This window comes from Rufibacter radiotolerans (genome assembly GCF_001078055.1).
Classification (GTDB): domain Bacteria; phylum Bacteroidota; class Bacteroidia; order Cytophagales; family Hymenobacteraceae; genus Nibribacter; species Nibribacter radiotolerans.
On the sequence record NZ_CP010777.1, the window covers coordinates 4,274,132 to 4,290,083 of the forward strand.

Annotated in this window: 19 protein-coding genes; 10 read left to right on the forward strand and 9 right to left on the reverse strand. The window is 51.8% G+C overall.

Annotated features, from left to right (window positions below; all coding sequences use genetic code 11):
* Positions 1–336: 336 nt before the first annotated feature.
* On the forward strand, positions 337–1,209 hold the full coding sequence (locus tag TH63_RS17360) for a DNA/RNA non-specific endonuclease (protein ID WP_053093842.1): 873 nt from the start codon (positions 337–339) through the stop codon (positions 1,207–1,209).
* A gap of 71 nt (positions 1,210–1,280) precedes the next feature.
* Positions 1,281–1,667, forward strand: coding sequence for a nuclease A inhibitor family protein (locus TH63_RS17365; RefSeq protein ID WP_048922065.1), 387 nt, complete (start codon positions 1,281–1,283; stop codon positions 1,665–1,667).
* Positions 1,668–1,686: 19 nt separating this feature from the next.
* Here the strand turns inward: TH63_RS17365 and TH63_RS17370 are convergent, their stop codons facing one another.
* On the reverse strand, positions 1,687–1,950 hold the full coding sequence (locus TH63_RS17370; RefSeq protein ID WP_156180686.1) for a hypothetical protein: 264 nt from the start codon (positions 1,948–1,950) through the stop codon (positions 1,687–1,689).
* Positions 1,951–2,801: 851 nt separating this feature from the next.
* Entirely contained in the window at positions 2,802–3,893 is a 1,092-nt protein-coding gene (locus TH63_RS17375; RefSeq protein WP_048922067.1) for a DnaJ domain-containing protein, read from the reverse strand.
* A 237-nt stretch (positions 3,894–4,130) separates the two neighbouring features.
* Between TH63_RS17375 and TH63_RS17380 the strand changes: the two genes are divergently transcribed.
* The 6 genes from TH63_RS17380 (at position 4,131) to TH63_RS17400 (ending at position 7,351) form a co-directional block, all read left to right on the forward strand.
* Positions 4,131–4,499: a phage holin family protein gene (locus tag TH63_RS17380; protein ID WP_048922938.1), complete on the forward strand. Its 369-nt coding sequence runs from the start codon at positions 4,131–4,133 to the stop codon at positions 4,497–4,499.
* A gap of 15 nt (positions 4,500–4,514) precedes the next feature.
* Entirely contained in the window at positions 4,515–5,141 is a 627-nt protein-coding gene (locus tag TH63_RS17385) for a hypothetical protein (RefSeq protein ID WP_048922068.1), read from the forward strand.
* Entirely contained in the window at positions 5,083–5,904 is an 822-nt protein-coding gene (locus TH63_RS17390; RefSeq protein ID WP_231583502.1) for a geranylgeranylglyceryl/heptaprenylglyceryl phosphate synthase, read from the forward strand. Before TH63_RS17385 ends, TH63_RS17390 begins: the two co-directional genes overlap by 59 nt.
* Before the next feature lie 53 nt (positions 5,905–5,957).
* Entirely contained in the window at positions 5,958–6,101 is a 144-nt protein-coding gene (locus TH63_RS20410) for a hypothetical protein (RefSeq protein ID WP_156180688.1), read from the forward strand.
* Between the two features lie 224 nt (positions 6,102–6,325).
* Positions 6,326–6,730, forward strand: a complete 405-nt coding sequence (rnk, locus tag TH63_RS17395) for a nucleoside diphosphate kinase regulator (RefSeq protein WP_048922070.1) — start codon at positions 6,326–6,328, stop codon at positions 6,728–6,730.
* 183 nt (positions 6,731–6,913) lie between these two features.
* Positions 6,914–7,351 (forward strand): hypothetical protein, encoded by a 438-nt coding sequence (locus TH63_RS17400; RefSeq protein WP_048922071.1) that lies wholly within the window; start codon positions 6,914–6,916, stop codon positions 7,349–7,351.
* Positions 7,352–7,450: 99 nt separating this feature from the next.
* Here TH63_RS17400 and TH63_RS17405 read toward each other — a convergent pair whose 3' ends face one another.
* The 7 genes from TH63_RS17405 to panC all read right to left on the reverse strand — a co-directional run bounded on the left by TH63_RS17405 (position 7,451) and on the right by panC (position 13,524).
* On the reverse strand, positions 7,451–8,371 hold the full coding sequence (locus TH63_RS17405; RefSeq protein ID WP_048922072.1) for a helix-turn-helix domain-containing protein: 921 nt from the start codon (positions 8,369–8,371) through the stop codon (positions 7,451–7,453).
* Positions 8,372–8,539: 168 nt separating this feature from the next.
* On the reverse strand, positions 8,540–9,679 hold the full coding sequence (locus TH63_RS17410; RefSeq protein WP_048922073.1) for an acyl-CoA dehydrogenase: 1,140 nt from the start codon (positions 9,677–9,679) through the stop codon (positions 8,540–8,542).
* A 224-nt stretch (positions 9,680–9,903) separates the two neighbouring features.
* Complete coding sequence (locus TH63_RS17415) at positions 9,904–10,584, reverse strand: zinc metallopeptidase (RefSeq protein ID WP_197088587.1); 681 nt, start codon at positions 10,582–10,584, stop codon at positions 9,904–9,906.
* Between the two features lie 24 nt (positions 10,585–10,608).
* Complete coding sequence (gene rfaE2 / locus TH63_RS17420) at positions 10,609–11,106, reverse strand: D-glycero-beta-D-manno-heptose 1-phosphate adenylyltransferase (RefSeq protein ID WP_076606683.1); 498 nt, start codon at positions 11,104–11,106, stop codon at positions 10,609–10,611.
* 101 nt (positions 11,107–11,207) lie between these two features.
* Entirely contained in the window at positions 11,208–12,221 is a 1,014-nt protein-coding gene (locus TH63_RS17425; protein ID WP_076606524.1) for a lysylphosphatidylglycerol synthase transmembrane domain-containing protein, read from the reverse strand.
* Between the two features lie 13 nt (positions 12,222–12,234).
* Positions 12,235–12,582, reverse strand: coding sequence for an aspartate 1-decarboxylase (gene panD / locus TH63_RS17430; protein WP_048922074.1), 348 nt, complete (start codon positions 12,580–12,582; stop codon positions 12,235–12,237).
* 102 nt (positions 12,583–12,684) lie between these two features.
* A complete protein-coding gene (gene panC, locus TH63_RS17435) occupies positions 12,685–13,524 on the reverse strand; it encodes a pantoate--beta-alanine ligase (RefSeq protein ID WP_048922075.1) in 840 nt (279 codons plus the stop codon).
* 155 nt (positions 13,525–13,679) lie between these two features.
* On the opposite strand from panC, the gene TH63_RS17440 reads away from it, so the two are divergent.
* Positions 13,680–14,492, forward strand: coding sequence for a glycogen/starch synthase (locus tag TH63_RS17440; RefSeq protein WP_048922076.1), 813 nt, complete (start codon positions 13,680–13,682; stop codon positions 14,490–14,492).
* The gene (locus TH63_RS17445; RefSeq protein WP_048922077.1) at positions 14,476–15,912 is read left to right on the forward strand and encodes a DUF4270 family protein; all 1,437 of its coding nucleotides are present in this window, start codon (positions 14,476–14,478) and stop codon (positions 15,910–15,912) included. Before TH63_RS17440 ends, TH63_RS17445 begins: the two co-directional genes overlap by 17 nt.
* Positions 15,913–15,952 lie beyond the last annotated feature (40 nt).

Genomic DNA, 15,952 nt, shown 5'->3' on the forward strand with positions numbered 1-15,952 from the left:
ACCCGGCAGGTGCACTACCCTGCCTGGCCGGGGCTACGCCTGAACCTACCAGGGCAGCAGGCGCCAGGATGATGGGCCGGCCAATGGCGCTGGTTGCTTTAAGTTCTAACTTACATTTTGTTTTGCAGTGCGCAAGCCAGCGGCGGCATTAGTTTTGCCCAAACCACGGTTCACTTTTGTTTTAAAGGCGTTTTCCTGAAAACAGGCCTAAAACGCAATGGTTTAATGGGCCAGATTACCGGCCCGGTTCTCAAAATAAAAATACTATATACGGCTTTGTCGATGCCCTCCAACCTATTATATTTCCTAAACATTTAACCCCAAAAACTCCCCCCTATGAAACACCTGTACCGTCCCCTGCTTTTGGCCCTTTTGATGGGCTTTGGCGTGTCTTGCTCCGTGGAAGACGTGGCTCCAGACCCGGCCATGACCCAGACCAACACCAGCAATGCCACCGCCACCCAGGACAATCACCTGACCATGGGCAACCCCAGCGCCGCCGGCACCAGCTACAGCAATTACCTGCACAGCAAGCCGCAGTTTGTCATGTCTTACAACAGCTACCGGGGCACGCCCAACTGGGTAAGCTGGCACCTGAGCAGCGCCTGGGTAGGCAGCACACCCCGGCAAGATGACTTTAGGGCAGACACCTCCTTGCCCAGCAGCTTTTACCGCGTGCAGTCCAGTGACTACACCGGCAGCGGTTTTGACCGGGGCCACAACTGCCCGTCAGCAGACCGTACCCTTACCGTGGCAGACAACTCAGCCACGTTCTTAATGTCTAACATGATTCCGCAGGCCGGCCCCAACAACCAGCAGACCTGGGCCAACCTGGAGAACTACTGCCGCACCCTTATCAATGCCGGCAATGAACTCTACATCATCATGGGCAGCTATGGTGTAGGCGGCACCGGAAGCGCCGGTTACAAAGAAACCCTGGCCGCCGGCAAGATCACCGTACCCAATCGCATCTGGAAAGTGATTGTGGTATTACCTAACGGCACCGGTGACGCCGCCCGCGTGACCACCAGTACCCGCGTCATTGCCGTGAACACCCCCAACAGCACCAGCATCAGCAGCAGCTGGGGTTCTTACCGTACCACGGTAGATGCCATTGAATCGGCTACTGGCTATAATCTGTTGTCTAACGTATCATCTAGCGTACAGTCCGTGATTGAGGCCAAGGTAGACGCTGGCCCTACGCAGTAAGTTTTAATCGCCCGCAGGGGAAACGCCTTCCCGGACATTTCCCCTGCGGGTTTACTTTTCTTTAGATGACTATGTCTGCTTTATTACCTGAGTTAGCGCAGGCCGCCCAAGGCTTGTTGTTCATAAGCGAGAGCGAGGCCCCTCTGGAACCCTTCACGCTGCCGGCCGGTACCCCCGCCGAGACCGAGGCCAGCTTTCTGGAAGCTATGGGGCATACAGGCCAGCCGGTGAAACAGGTAGAGCTGCCTTACTTTTTCCGGAACATGGTGCGCCCCTCAGAAGACCCCGCAGAGCAGGCTACCGCAGCGCGCTACCAGGCGCTGCAGACCTGGCTGCAAACCAACCTGCAGGACGTGAAAGTGTATAGGGTGGGGCAAATAGAAATACAGGCCTATATCATAGGAAAGGCACCTGATGGCACCTGGCTGGGCCTGAAAACTACCTTGATTGAAACCTAAACCTAGCGTAGAGTACAGTCTATACCAGTTCCTTTAAGAGGTTTTCCATAGACGTGGTCTTCAGGTAGGGGTCTAACTGCTCCTGCGAGGTAAACGTGCGTACCATGCCAATGCTGCCGCAATGTTCCAGCAGCCAGACCTCGGCGTAAAAGGTACCCATAAAATACAGACTGATGTGGCACCAGCCCTTGAGGCGCGCATGCAAATAGCGGCCCGAATTCTGCATATACCTGATCTGTTCAGTCAAAGGCAACTGGCTAAATTCCTTTACTTTCATTTCCATCTCTTCTTGTGCCGTACTGTTTTAAATTACGCTCCCTTCTGCTGCTTTAGTGTTTAAGGTAGCACTTTTATTTGATCTGCCTGGCTTGTTGCCACCCCGCTGCTAAAAGATTTTCTTGGCAAATTCTCCTTTCCCTTTACCGGCCATGAAGCCGTTTTTAGTAGCAGGCAGGAAATTAATCATCTGGCCTCTGGCCGATAGGGAAGCGCCTACCGCAGGCCCGGGAAGGACCATGTACGGCAGCAGTTCTTACAGACGCCTCTGGCAGAGAGCTACTTTTACAACGAAGCCTTTCTCACTTGGTTTTTGCTTGCCGCCAGAGTACAAAGAGGTTCTTTCTGCAATACTGTTTTAGGCTTATTTTTATAAAAACAGCCCTGAAACGCCATCCCTGTTTTAAAAATACAGAACCTGTTTATAGGAAAGAAAACAGAAGTGCAAAGTACCTGATGGGTTTGCTCCTTGGTAGCCGCTTGGCAGACATTACCCTTTTTACCTCAAGTGAGCTACCTGCCGCAAGCGTGCGCTAAGGCTTAGAGGCATGATTGAATATTACCTTCCTGCTCCTTATTATTTTTTGTCATCCTGGAAGAACCTGGTGGACGAACGGCAGTAGCGTTGATTCAATGTCTTTACCGTTCGCTACCAAGATCCTTTCAGGATGACAAAGAGGGAGCAAGAGAGAGGGAGAGAAAGTGGGAGAAGGAGGGAAAAAGCAAAGCATCTGGATGGCGAGGAAACCTAGCGGATGCTGACGCCTTATCATCTTTCCTTTTCATCTTTGGCAGCAGGTTAACATCAGGCGTTTTGGGCATGTTTTCAGGAAAACGGCCCTAAAACAGGAAGAGCGCTTACGGCGTGGGTGGGCAGAGGCGGGAGGCTTCTTCGGCGGCCGCCGAGAAACCAAGCCGGGCGGCTTTGGAGAGCAGTGCGCAGCTGGCCGCAGAATCTTTTTGGGCCTGCTTAACCTTGGCTTGCAGGTAATAGGCTTTGGCGTTTTGGGCATCGGTCTGCAGTGCTTCCTGGGCATCTTGCCAAGCCTGGTCATACTGCTGCGTGCGGTAATAGGCAAAGGCCCGGTACAGCAGTGGCTCTATTGAATCTTTAGCCGAGAGTCTGGCCGTTTTCAGGTACCGGCTAAGGTCTGCCTGCGCCTGGAGCCAGTTGTCTTCCAGTTGCAGGTGCACCAGGGCCCGGTCCAGGTACGCCGCGGAGAGAGCGCTGTCCAGGGTGAGGGCTTGGTTGAGGTCTTGCAGGGCGTTCTGGTATTGCCGGGTCTGCAGGTAGCTTTTGCCGCGGGCGGCGTACCAGCGGGCCGGTGGGGCGTCTTTTTCCTGCAGCGCCTGGGAGTAGTCTTCAATGGCGCCCGCCGGATTCTGCAGATGCGCCAACCGTAGGCCTGCCCGCTTCACCCGTGCTTCCTCCAGACCTGGTTTATATTCCAGGGCAGTAGAGTAGGCGTCATGGGCCTGCGCCCAGTTCATTTTCAACTCTGCTTCCTGGGCCCGCTGCATAGCCCTGCCTGAGGCAATCTGATTCCAGCCCAGTTTCAGGCCCAGCACCAGCAACACCACCAACAGCACTACCCCAATAATGATCTGCAGGTCTCGCCTGGAGAAATTGTGTTGCTTGGGCCGCTCGCGGTAATGGCGCTCCTGGAAACCGGCCGGCTGGCGGGTGTGGTGGTAACGCGGGGTAGCGTAGGCTTGCCCTTGCCGCTGGTGCAGCTCATATTGCTGCTGCAGGTCAAAAGAGGCGCGGCGCCGTGGGTTAGACAGCACCTGGTAGGCCTCGTTCACCTGTTTGAAGCGCTCCTCGGCGTGCTGGTTCCCGGGGTTTTTATCTGGGTGGAATTTAAGGGCCAGGCGCTTATAGGCCGCCTTTATCTCAGCGGTGCTAGCCTTGGAAGTGACTCCCAGTATATGATAATAATTATTTTTCAATGGGCTAAGGGCGCATGCACGGCTTCAAAAATACGAGAATCCTTCCCTGAACGGGTACAATTGCCCATGGTTTTTGCCCTGTTTCAAAAAAACGTCCTAAAAACACCTTTCTCTCCAGTGGGCACCTTATCCGCTGCCGCCTCATTTGCGTATGGAATTTTGTGGAGAAGTTTTTTTGGAATATTTTCCGGAGATGTTCCGTATATCTCTCCTACGCACCATCAACTAAAAAGAAACATGGCAGAAGACAAAAGCAAAACAGATAGCATCATTGGTAACCTAATGGGGTACATAGACACCCGCCTGGACCTGATAAAACTTGATTTACAGATTAAACTGAAAAGCATTTTTGTAAGCACTATCCATGGGGTACTGCTGGGGTTGGTAGGTGTGATGGTGCTGCTTTTTCTGAACGTGTTTATTGCCCTCTTATTGAATGACCTGCTGGATAGTTCCTACTGGGGCTTCGGGATTGTCACGTTATTTTACCTTATCTTGCTGGTAATTTTAATAGTGGGCCTAGACAAGAAAGTATTCCAGGGCATGGCCGACAAAGCCTTCCGGAACACCATCTACAAAGCAGACGAATCTGAACAAACGATCTAATCTATACCTGAAACTATGAGTGAACTTAACAATCCGCTTTTTGATGACCAGCGCGAGTTTCTGGAACGTCAGAAAGAAGAATATAAAAATGCCTTGCTGAGTGATGTCTCTGAGTTGAAAGACCAGTCGCAGAAAGTGGGTAAGAACCTGTTAATGGCCGGCGGCTTTTTACTGGGGGTTTTCCTGGTGAGCAAAGCCTTTGCCAGCGGCAGTGACAAGCCTAAAAAAAAGAAAAGAGGTAACCGCCTGGAGAACCCCGCCCGGTTCAAAGGCGCTGAAGACCGCGAATGGATCTCCTCTATCCCAGACGTGGAAGATGATGAGCCGTTGTACAGTGCCATTGAGCGCACCTACCCTGCCGTCTACCACCCCACCACCGGCACCGTAGGCGCACCGTACTCGCAGGAGCGGAGCAAAGGCGGTGGAGCTTCCTCGGTGCTGACGGCTTTCTTCCAGTCTGACCTGTTCAAGGTGCTGGAGCAGCAACTGGCGGCCGTCCTCATGGTGTACCTCACCAAAATGATTGAACAGTACACCCACCAAAACCGCGCCGCCCAGCCGGTGCTGGTAGAGGAGACCACCATTGATTACCAGTTACAGCCAGACCAACCTACGGATGCCCACCAACCGACGCAGCTATAAGCCTTTTTCAGATTTACTTACCCCAGCCACCGCTAACCGCCCCAAACGGTTAGCGGTTCTGTTGGACCCAGACCACCTCACCATTGCCCGCTGCCAGGAAGTCCTGGCCTTGAGCCACCGGCATGAGGTGGACTATTTCTTTATTGGCGGCAGCCTGATCTCCAACCCAGACCAAGCCTCATTGGTAGGGTACCTCAAGCAGAACAGCAGCATTCCGGTGATCCTTTTCCCCAGCAGCGGCCTCTACATAGACCCGCAGGCCGACGGCATGCTTTTGCTTTCCCTTATCTCGGGCCGCAACCCAGATTTCCTCATAGGCCAGCACGTGGCCTCGGCGCCTTTATTGAAGTCCAGCGGCCTGGCCCTGTACCCCACCGGCTACATGCTTATTGACTCTGGCCGGCAAACCACCGCCTCTTACATGAGCGGTACCACCCCTATCCCCCATGACAAGCCTTCTATTGCCGCCTGCACCGCGCTGGCTGGTGAGATGCTGGGCCTGCAGTATATCTTTTTGGACGGTGGCAGCGGCGCCATGTACCCGGTGAGCGCAGCCATGATCCAGGCCGTGCGGCAGATGGTCTCTGTTCCTATTCTGGTAGGCGGCGGCGTGAACACCCCTGAGAAAGCAGAAGCCGCCTGGAAAGCCGGCGCCGACGTGCTGGTGGTAGGCAACCACATTGAAAAGGCCCCGCAGTTCATTGCCGAGGTAAGCGAAGTGAAACTACGGTTCAACGTGGCCCTGCCGCAGGAACAAGCCTAACCCATTGCTTTTGCCTTGCTTTTTGGCTATCTTTGATACTATCCCTTACAAAAATGTACCCGTTTAGAGACATCCCCTCTACCCTTTTGCAGCCGTTCACCGGCCTGGTAGCAGCTTCTCATCATGCCTCCCTGCGTGATGTCCTGAACGGCTATTGCCTTTTCTTTTTCACGTCGCCCAAAGACTTTAATAAGTAAGCCGGAGCTATAAATTCCGGCACGCTCCCCTTTTGCCGTTACCGGCCAGAGAGGTAGAACCTATGTTCTGCTTCTCTGGCCGGTAACGGCTTCTTCTTTTCCGGTTTTTCCGTAGGCATCCCGCACCGCCCTGGCTTGCGGTAAAGGTGTTTCACCCGGCACTGGAACAGGCAAAGATGACACTCGCTCTCCCCCATTTTCTATTCACCTTAATTCTTACTTTTATGAACTCCGTTTTTTTAACCGAGCAGGACTATGAACGTCTTCATTTATTGGTACAGGCCCAGCGGTCTGTAGGCCCCGCCGCCCTGGTAGAGGGCCTTTGCAAAGAATTGCGCACCGCCACCCTTCTCCCGGCCAAGCAAGTGCCGGTAGACGTGGTCACCATGAACTCGCAGGTGCGCCTGCGCGAAAAGAAGAGCGGCACCGTCATGGACCTCACCCTGGTATACCCTAAGAACGCAGACGTGACTACCCGCAAAATCTCTGTACTGGCGCCCGTGGGCTTCGCCATACTGGGCCGGCAGGTAGGCCAGGAAGTGGAATGCCCCGCCCCCCGCGGCACCCTGCGCTACCAGATTGAACAGGTGATCTACCAACCGGAAGCCGCCGGCGATTTTAACCTATAGGCCAACCGCTTTTTATAACGCGCCTCATTCTTTCCGTTTTAAGCCTGTTTCCCGGAAAACAGGCTCAAAACGCGATCTGGTATGCCCTTACCTCAAGGTAGCCTCATCTGTAGGCCTTGCGAAAAGGCAGTCCTTACTTATTGCCTCTTTACCAGAGGATATTTCACATCTAAACCCGCAGCCATGAGAACTGAACTGATAAATGCTTTTGGGAATGTCTATTTAACCATTACCCTGGACCAGGAAAACAGATGGATACACGCCCAATGGCAAGGCTATTCCACTGAAGATTCCATCAAAACCGGCATAGAGGCCTATACCCAACTTCTGGAGCAAGGTGACTTCCACTCCATTCTGGTAGACACCCGCCTGATAATCGGCTCCTGGAACCACTCTCTGGATTGGATTCTGGAAGAGTGGGCGCCCCAGGCAGCCCGGGCCGGCCTCCAGTATTACGCCATGGTGGTGCAGCCCGAAACCTTTGCCGAAGCTTCCGCCGATGCCTTCTATGAGCAGGTGCGCTACTTTAAGGCCAAAGTATTTGATGATATTGAGGCCGCCGAAAACTGGCTGATGCGCCGGTCCAACTGGCTCCAGAGCAGGTCCTTTAAGTTTGCTTAAAGCCGAATGGTTTGAGCCTGTTTTCAGAAAAACGCCTTATAAACAGAAAGGCCCACTGAAAAGTGGGCCTTTCTGTTTACTCTAAATTTCTATATCTACTTACACGTTCATAGAAGACTCGCGGCGGCGCATTTTACCGGCCGGAATCCCGAACATCATCTTGAAACGACGGCAGAAATAGGCGGTGTCTTTGTAGCCTACGTCTTTGCCAATCTCCCTGATGCTTTTCTTGGTGGTGCGCAGCAAGAATACGGCCCGCTCCATGCGCTGGTATTCAATGTAATCCTGTGGGTTGATACCGGTCAGCATTTTGAAGTACTGCCCTACATAGTCTTCAGACACGTTGGCCACGTTGCTGAGCACTTTGTTAGACAGGTCTCCGCCCAGGTTCTCCTTGATGTAGTTGAACAGGTCAATGAGGCGCGGATCCTTGAAGTAGGTGCTGTTGGTAGCCAACTGCTCCACAAACATTTTGTTCTTCAGGATATAGCGGATCAGCTCCACCACCAATTGCTCCGTGTACAGGCTGATGATACGCTCCTTGCCCGGCAGGTCCTGCATGCTCTCCTCTACAATCTTGATCACCAGCGTGGCCAGCTTGTTGCTGGTAATCACAAACGCCGGCACCTCAAGCGAGGTAAAGAAGTTCACAGAGTCAAACACCTTGGCCTCAAAGCTTACAAAGCTGTGGCTGTCATCGGCTTCGCCGATGGCGTCCAGATCTGTGTTGCTTTTGAAGAACTTGTCTTTGGTGGTGATGTAGTCATCATTGGATATTACCCGGCTTTCTGTATCACCGTAATATAGTTTTGTGCTACGCCCACCCGGAATGAAAAGGATCTGCCCTTCTTCCGCTACTTGCTTGTCATCACCAAAGGCAATAATGCCATTGTGCACTAATATAAGGTTATTACCTACATCATAGTAATTACGAACAGTGAGGGGCTGCTGTAATACCAGGTTTTTAGCCTTGATGTAGCGCACTTTTAGTGACTCAATAATTTTATTGTAATCTTCCATGTAAGGGCACTAAGTTAAGGGTTGTTGGTTTTGTTGATTTTTTAAGTTGTCTGTCGCGATAAAACTAGCACTTATCTTTTAATTTATCAAACAAAAAACTAATATATTTATAAACCCTCAACTCCTATATACTTAAATACCAACTTACAGCGTTCTATAAACCTCCTTCTATTTTAATATCTCCCGTGAGATTACTATTTTCTGAATTTCTGAGGTTCCCTCGTAGATTTGGGTGATTTTTGCATCGCGCATGAGTCGCTCCACATGGTATTCTTTCACAAACCCGTACCCGCCGTGTATCTGCACAGCTTCAATGGTAGTGTCCATGGCTACCTTAGAGGAAAACAGCTTGGCCATGGCCCCAGATTTTGAATAATCCCGGTGTCCGTCCTTGTCGGCAGCGGCCTGCAGGCACAGCAAACGGGCGGCATCTATGTTGGTAGCCATATCGGCCAACTTAAATTGGATTCCTTGATGTTGGGAAATGGGAACGCCAAAGGCTTTCCGCTCCTTAGAATACTTCAAGGCCAGTTCATACGCGCCAGAGGCGATGCCCAGCGCCTGTGAGGCAATGCCAATACGGCCGCCGTTAAGCGTAGCCATAGCAAACTTAAACCCGAAGCCGTCTTCGCCAATGCGGTTCTCTTTGGGCACCTTCACGTCTGTGAACATCAAGGAGTGCGTGTCTGAGCCTCTAATGCCCAGTTTGTTCTCCTTAGGGCCTATCTCAAAGCCTGGCATGCCTTTCTCCACAATAAGAGCATTGATGCCGCGGTGGCGAAGCTCTGGGTTGGTTTGGGCAATCACCAGGTACACAGAAGCGGTACTGCCGTTAGTGATCCAGTTCTTGGTACCATTGAGCAGGTAATGGTCGCCTTTGTCTTCGGCGGTGGTGCGCTGCATGGTGGCATCTGACCCGGCCTCTGGCTCAGACAGGCAGAAGGCGCCTATGATTTCACCGGAGGTAAGTTTAGGCAGGTACTTTTGCTTCTGCTCTTCGTTACCGAACTTCTCAATCCCCCAGCACACCAAAGAGTTGTTCACTGACATGACCACAGAGGCAGAGGCGTCTACTTTGGAGATTTCCTCCATGGCCAGCACGTAAGACACGGTATCCATTCCGCCGCCGCCGTATTTGGGGTCTACCATCATGCCCATGAAACCCAGCTCGCCCATCTTCTTGATCTGCTCTGCTGGGAATTTCTGGTGCTCATCACGCTCAATAACGCCGGGGAGCAATTCGGTCTGGGCGAAATCGCGGGCAGCCTCTTGTACGGCTAAATGTTCTTCTGTTAATTTAAAGTCCATATACTGCGGTAATTATGAAAAGTATTTTTGTAAGGTTCAGGTACCAAATTTAAACAAAAATTTGGTATGCATGCAGACTATACTACATCTGCAACTACACAAAGCTAACAAATGTTAGCTTTTTTAGCTAACGGGTTTTTGCGGCTCCCGGATTTAAATTTTTAACCTAAAAAAAGAGGGTGACCAAGGCCACCCTCTTTTACAGGTATTTGATTCTAAGGTTACTAGTCCCGGCGCCCCAATAACATGGAGGCGTAATAGAGCAAGGTAGCCAGCGAGCCAATGGCGGCCACCACGTAGGTCATGGCGGCCCATTTGAGGGCGTCTTTGGCCATAGCGTGTTCCTGGGTAGTCACCACGCCTCTGGTATCCATCCAGGCCAGGGCGCGCTTACTGGCGTCAAACTCCACCGGCAGGGTAATGAAACTGAACAGCGTGGTTAACGCGAACAGCGCCACCCCAATGGCCAGCGGAATAGGCGTTGACTGAATCATGATCACGCCCAGCAACAGAATCCATTGCATGTAGCGGCTGGCCACGCTCAGGGCCGGCACCATTGCCGACCGGAACTTCAGGAACGTATAGGCTTTGGCGTGCTGCACGGCGTGCCCGCATTCGTGGGCCGCTACCGCGGCCGCAGCGGCGCTCCGGCTTTCATACACGCTCTCACTCAGGTTCACGGTCTTGTCTGCCGGGTTGTAATGGTCAGTGAGTCTACCGGCGGTGGAGATCACGCGTACGTCTGTGATGCCGTTGTCAGCCAGCATCATTTCCGCTACCTCGCGCCCGCTCAGGCCAGAGTGGAGCCCCAGTTTGGAGTATTTCTCAAACTTACTTTTCAATGTCCAGCTGACCAGTGCAGAGATCAGCATCATTGCAATCATTATAATCCAGATACCACCCATTTTCTTTGTCTTTTACTTTAAAGGTTAACTGTGTTGGTCGCCCAGGATCTTGGCCACCACCTGTGACGTGGAATATCCCTTCACCAGCGGAATGGTCTTTACGGTGCCTCCTTTGGCTAAAACAACGTCATGCCCCACAATGTTCTCCAAGGTATAGTCATCGCCTTTCACCAGAATATCCGGTTGCACCGCCTTGATTAGCTCCAGAGGGGTTTCCTGGTCAAACAACACTACGGCATCTACAAACCAAAAGGATGCCATAACCCTTATACGTGACATTTCGTCCTGTAATGGTCTGGAAGGCCCTTTTATCCTACTGACAGATTGGTCGGTATTCAGGCCCACCACCAGTTTATCGCCCAGCAGCCGGGCCCGCTCCAGGTAATCTACGTGCCCTATGTGCACAATATCAAAGCACCCGTTGGTGAACACAACTTTCTGGCCCTGCGCCTGCCACTCCCCCACCTTAGTTAAAAGCTGCGGAAGCGTAAAGATTTTCTCCTGAGACGGAAGCATAGACATAGTAAAGAAATTGGATGAATAAGCGTTTACAGATACGCCTGCCGGAAAGATAGGATAATTTCTGTTTTGGGCCTGTTTTACCAAAAACGGGCCTAAAACGCCTAGGCTACCTGCCGGGCCGCCCGGGCCCTGGATTGGGTAAGGCTGGCCATCAGGCTGAACCCGCCCATCACCACCACCAGAATGGCGCCGGTGGTATGGGTCACCAAGGCATAGGCCATGCCGGTGTTTATGGGAACGGCGTAAAGCAACAGAGCGGTCCTTACCAGAATGTGGTACACCCCAATACCGCCCTGCACCGGGGCAGACATGCCCAGGCCGCCCACCACCAGAATACCCACTCCGGCTTGCCAGCTAAGACCCGCCGTGCCCGGTAGCGCGAAGAACGCCAGGTAACTGGTCAGAAAATAGGTAAGCCAGATGAACAGCGTATGGAAGATAAACCAGCCTTTATGCTCTATATCCTTAATACTGAAGATACCCAGCCAAAGTCCGCGCACAAACTCGCCTACCTTCCTGAAGATTCTGCGGTGCCGCAGCTTCTCAATGTTCTTATAGATGACCCAGCCGGTGATGGAGGCGGCTATGATGGTAATAGTAGCCAGGATATACAGCGTCTGCAGGTTCTGCTGCAGGCTCAGGTACCTTTCTGAGAAGATGTCCAGGAAGAAACGGTGCAGCCGGTCAAACTCCAGCAGGAGCGCAAACCCCATGCACAAGAAGAGCATCACCAAATCCAGCACGCGCTCGGTGACCACCGTACCCAGGGACTCGTTCACAGGCACGTCTTCTGATCGCTTGAGAAATGTGCATCGCATCACCTCGCCGGCCCTTGGCAATACTATATTGGCCAGGTACCCCACCATCAGGGCATGGTAGGTGGCCCAAAGCCGGGGCTTGTAGCCCAACGGCCCGAATTGCATGCGCCACCTGATGGCCCGGCTTACATAGCCCGCCACCGACAAGGCTAGCGTAACCCCAATCCAGAGGTAATTGGCTTGCGCCAGTTCTGCTTTCACCGCCTCAAAGTTGATGCTGCGCAGGGCGTAAGCCATCAGGAAGATGGAGATCGCCAGCAGAAGCAAATACTTGAGTACGTTGACGATCTTCTTCATTCAGGGGCCAAGCTTAAACTAAGCGGTTATGCTGGTCCGGGAAAATGACCGTGGGCTCATGGGACCGGGCATCTGCAAAGTTGATGAGGGCATAGGAGATAATGATGATCACGTCGCCTACCTGCACCCGGCGGGCCGCCGGGCCGTTAAGGCAGATCATGCCGCTACCACGCTCGCCTTTGATAATGTAGGTTTCAAAGCGTTCACCGTTGTTCACATTCACAATGGTTACCTTCTCATGCGGCACCATGTTGGCGGCATCCATCAGATCTTCATCAATGGTAATGCTGCCCACGTAATGTAATTCGGCCTGGGTTACCTTAGCCCGGTGTATTTTGGATTTAAGAACTTCAATCTGCATCAAAAACAATCTAAAAACATGCAAAGTTATAGATTATTTACGAGACAAACAGGATAATGGGGTCTTAGAAGGCTCCCCTAGAATTGGACTTTGTTTTTTTGCTTAAAGCAGGATATTGTCAATGAGCCGCACCTCGCCTAAGAACGCGGCCAAGCAGAGCGCCACCTTCTCAGATTCCTCTACTTGCTCCACGGGCTGCAGGCTCTGGGCGTCTACCACCTCCAGGTATTCTACCCTGATTTCCGGGAAAGCTGCCAAAAACGCCTCTGTCTCTTCCTTTGCCTGCGCTACCGGCTGGGTGGCCAGTTTCTCCTCCAGTACCTGTAAGGCCTGGTATAGCCTGGGCGCCACGGCCCGTTGTTCTGGGCTAAGCCGCCGGTTCCTGGACGACATGGCCAGGCCGTCTTCCTCCCTGATAATAGGGTAGCACACCAATTCCAAATCAAAGTTCAGGTCTAACACCAACTGCTGGATGATGGCAAACTGTTGCAGGTCCTTCTGCCCGAAAAACGCCTGGTGCGGCGCCACCAAATGGAACAGCTTGCTCACCACGGTAGCCACCCCATTGAAGTGGCCCGGCCGGTGCGCCCCTTCCATGACCCGCTCCAGGTCCCCGAAGTCAAACGTGAGCTTGGCCTTGTGCTTGTACATCTCTTCGGCTAAGGGTGCAAACAGCACGTCACAGCCTTCCTGGGCCAGCATCTGGCCGTCTTTTTCCAGTAGGCGCGGGTACAGGCGGTAGTCGTCTGGGTTGTTGAATTGGGCGGGGTTCACAAAGACGCTGCAGACCACCACATCATTCTGGCTTTTGGCTGCCCTGATCAAGGAAAGGTGCCCTTCATGCAAGGCGCCCATGGTGGGCACAAAGCCAATGGAGAGCCCCTGCCGGCGAAGGGCTTCAGTATGATTTCTGATTTCTACCAGAGAGGAGAACTGCAACATAAAAGGCAGTGGGATTTTAAAGTGTTCAGAAAGTGTTCAGACAAAAGACGCCAAAGGTAGGATTTTATTCAAATAAATTGAAAATCAGCCAATAATTGCTTAATTTTGCATCTCGCAATACCTATTGCCTGTTTACAATTTAATTTCTCCAACCAATGTCCAAATTGAGAATCTTATACGCGGCCACCGAGATTGATCCCTTTTTGCAAACTACAAAAGTAGCGGAATTCCTGAGGATGTTGCCACAAGCGATGCAAGAGCGTGGGATGGAGGTTCGTATTTTTGTGCCCCGCTTTGGGTTGATCAACGAACGCAAGAACAGATTACATGAGGTTGTTCGTCTGTCTGGTATCAATATTGCCGTGGGCGAAGAAGAGAAACCCCTGATTATCAAGGTGGCCTCTATTCCTAATGCCAAGCTACAGGTTTATTTTATTGACAACGAAGACTATTTCCACCGCAAGTCCGTTTTGGTGGACAAAGACAATAAATTCCATGCAGATAATGATGAGCGTGCCATCTTCTTCTGCAAGGGCGTGCTGGAGACAGTGAAAAAATTAGGTTGGGCCCCGGACATTGTACATTGCAATGACTGGATGACAAGCTTAATGCCTTTGTATTTGAAGACCACTTACAAAAATGATCCTATCTTTAAGGCCGCAAAGTCGGTTTTCTCGGTTTATAACAGTGAGTTCACCCACAAGTTTGAGGGAGACCTTTTAGAGAAAGCCAAAATGCTGGATATTGAAGATGAGATGTTGGCTAACCTGCGGGCTGGCGACTTTGGCGCCTTCATTAAGATGGGAATGCAGTATGCAGATACCGTGATCAAATCTAATGAGGACTTCAGTGACAACATGAACGCTATGTTCACGGAGTACAACAACACCAAGCAGATCAACACCATCAGCACAGACGAAAACACCTTAGATTCTTACTTCAATTTCTATAATGAACTTGCGAATTAGCAAAGCAGCAGCCGCTCTCTTTCTTTCCTCTCTTGTTTTTTCCGCTTGTGAAGACCCTACTGCCATTGGCTTAGAACTGCAGGAACCCGGTACCCAGATTGGAACCACCTATTCAGACACGGCTACCGTTAAAGTTTCAACTGTTTTGCTGAACGACTCCGTTATCACCCTCAACTCAGCCCGGGTGCTGGTAGGGAGCGGATCAGACGCCACCTTTGGCTCGCTTACAGCCAAAACCTTCGCTGAATTTGGTATTCCTACGGCAGATATTGTCTTTGACGCCAATAAAGGCGCCGACTCACTGGTGCTACGCCTGGATTATGACTATTACTTTGGTGACACCACCCAGGCTATCACCTGGAACGTGTATAAGTTAACCGAGGGGTTCATTGACCAACGCACGTACTATACCTCTTCTTCTTTAGAGACCAGTGCTGAAGTGTTGGGAACGGTTACGTTTAGGCCGCGGCCTAAAGGTACCTACGTGACCCTTGGCGCCACCGGTGACACGCTTACCCGCAATAACCCGTACCTGGTCAACATAAAACTAGACAAGGCCCCCGGCGTGGAGCTGGCCAATGCCATTCTGGCTCAGTCTGGCAAAGAACCGCTTAAGACGCAGCAAGGCTTTCTGGATAACCTCCTGAAAGGCCTGGTGATTGCCCCGGCCAGTACGCAGAACAATGGAGCTGTTTTAGGCCTGAACCTGAATGCTGTTAATACAAAACTTACCCTGTATTACACCGCTACCGCAGACAGCAAGCCAAAGGAGTATAGCTTTATTCCTACGTCCCGGTTCTTCAACCAGATTCAGTCCAGCAGAGCCGGCACTCCTTTGGCCAGCCTGAGCGCCCATGGCTCCTCTATTTCTTCGGGGGCGGCCAATAACCTTGCTTTTATGCAGGCAGGCGCGGGTCTGGTAACTAAGATTGACTTACCCTACGTGACTAATTTCCGGACCCAAAATGGCGTTAGCAAAGACCTGGCCGTGAACAAAGCCGAACTGGTGATTCCTATTCTGGAGTCTTCGGTGGCCAACGGTAATGATTCTCTGAAACTTCCTGCCATTGCCACCGTATTGGAATCCACTCTCAACAACCGTATCTCCCGCACCACTGGTGGCGTACCAAACGCATTGGTGGGTGAAGGCACGGGCGCTGAGGCCAGGTTGGAATACCGCGGAAAAGGGAAAGGGTATAATTATGTGGTGAACATTACCAGTTATATGCAAAGCCTTCTGTACAACAGAAAGGCCAACAACGGGTTAATTCTGTACCCTTCTAATATCAGCGCTACGCCGTCCACGCCAACCAACTTCGCGCAAACGGTGAACCGCGCCATTATTGAGGCCAATCAAGGGAATACCAATCCTGCTGCCCGCAAGGTGAAGCTCCGGATCTTCTATTCAACCGCTCAATAATTCATTTATATAATTCAAAGTAAACAGACCTATACTATAC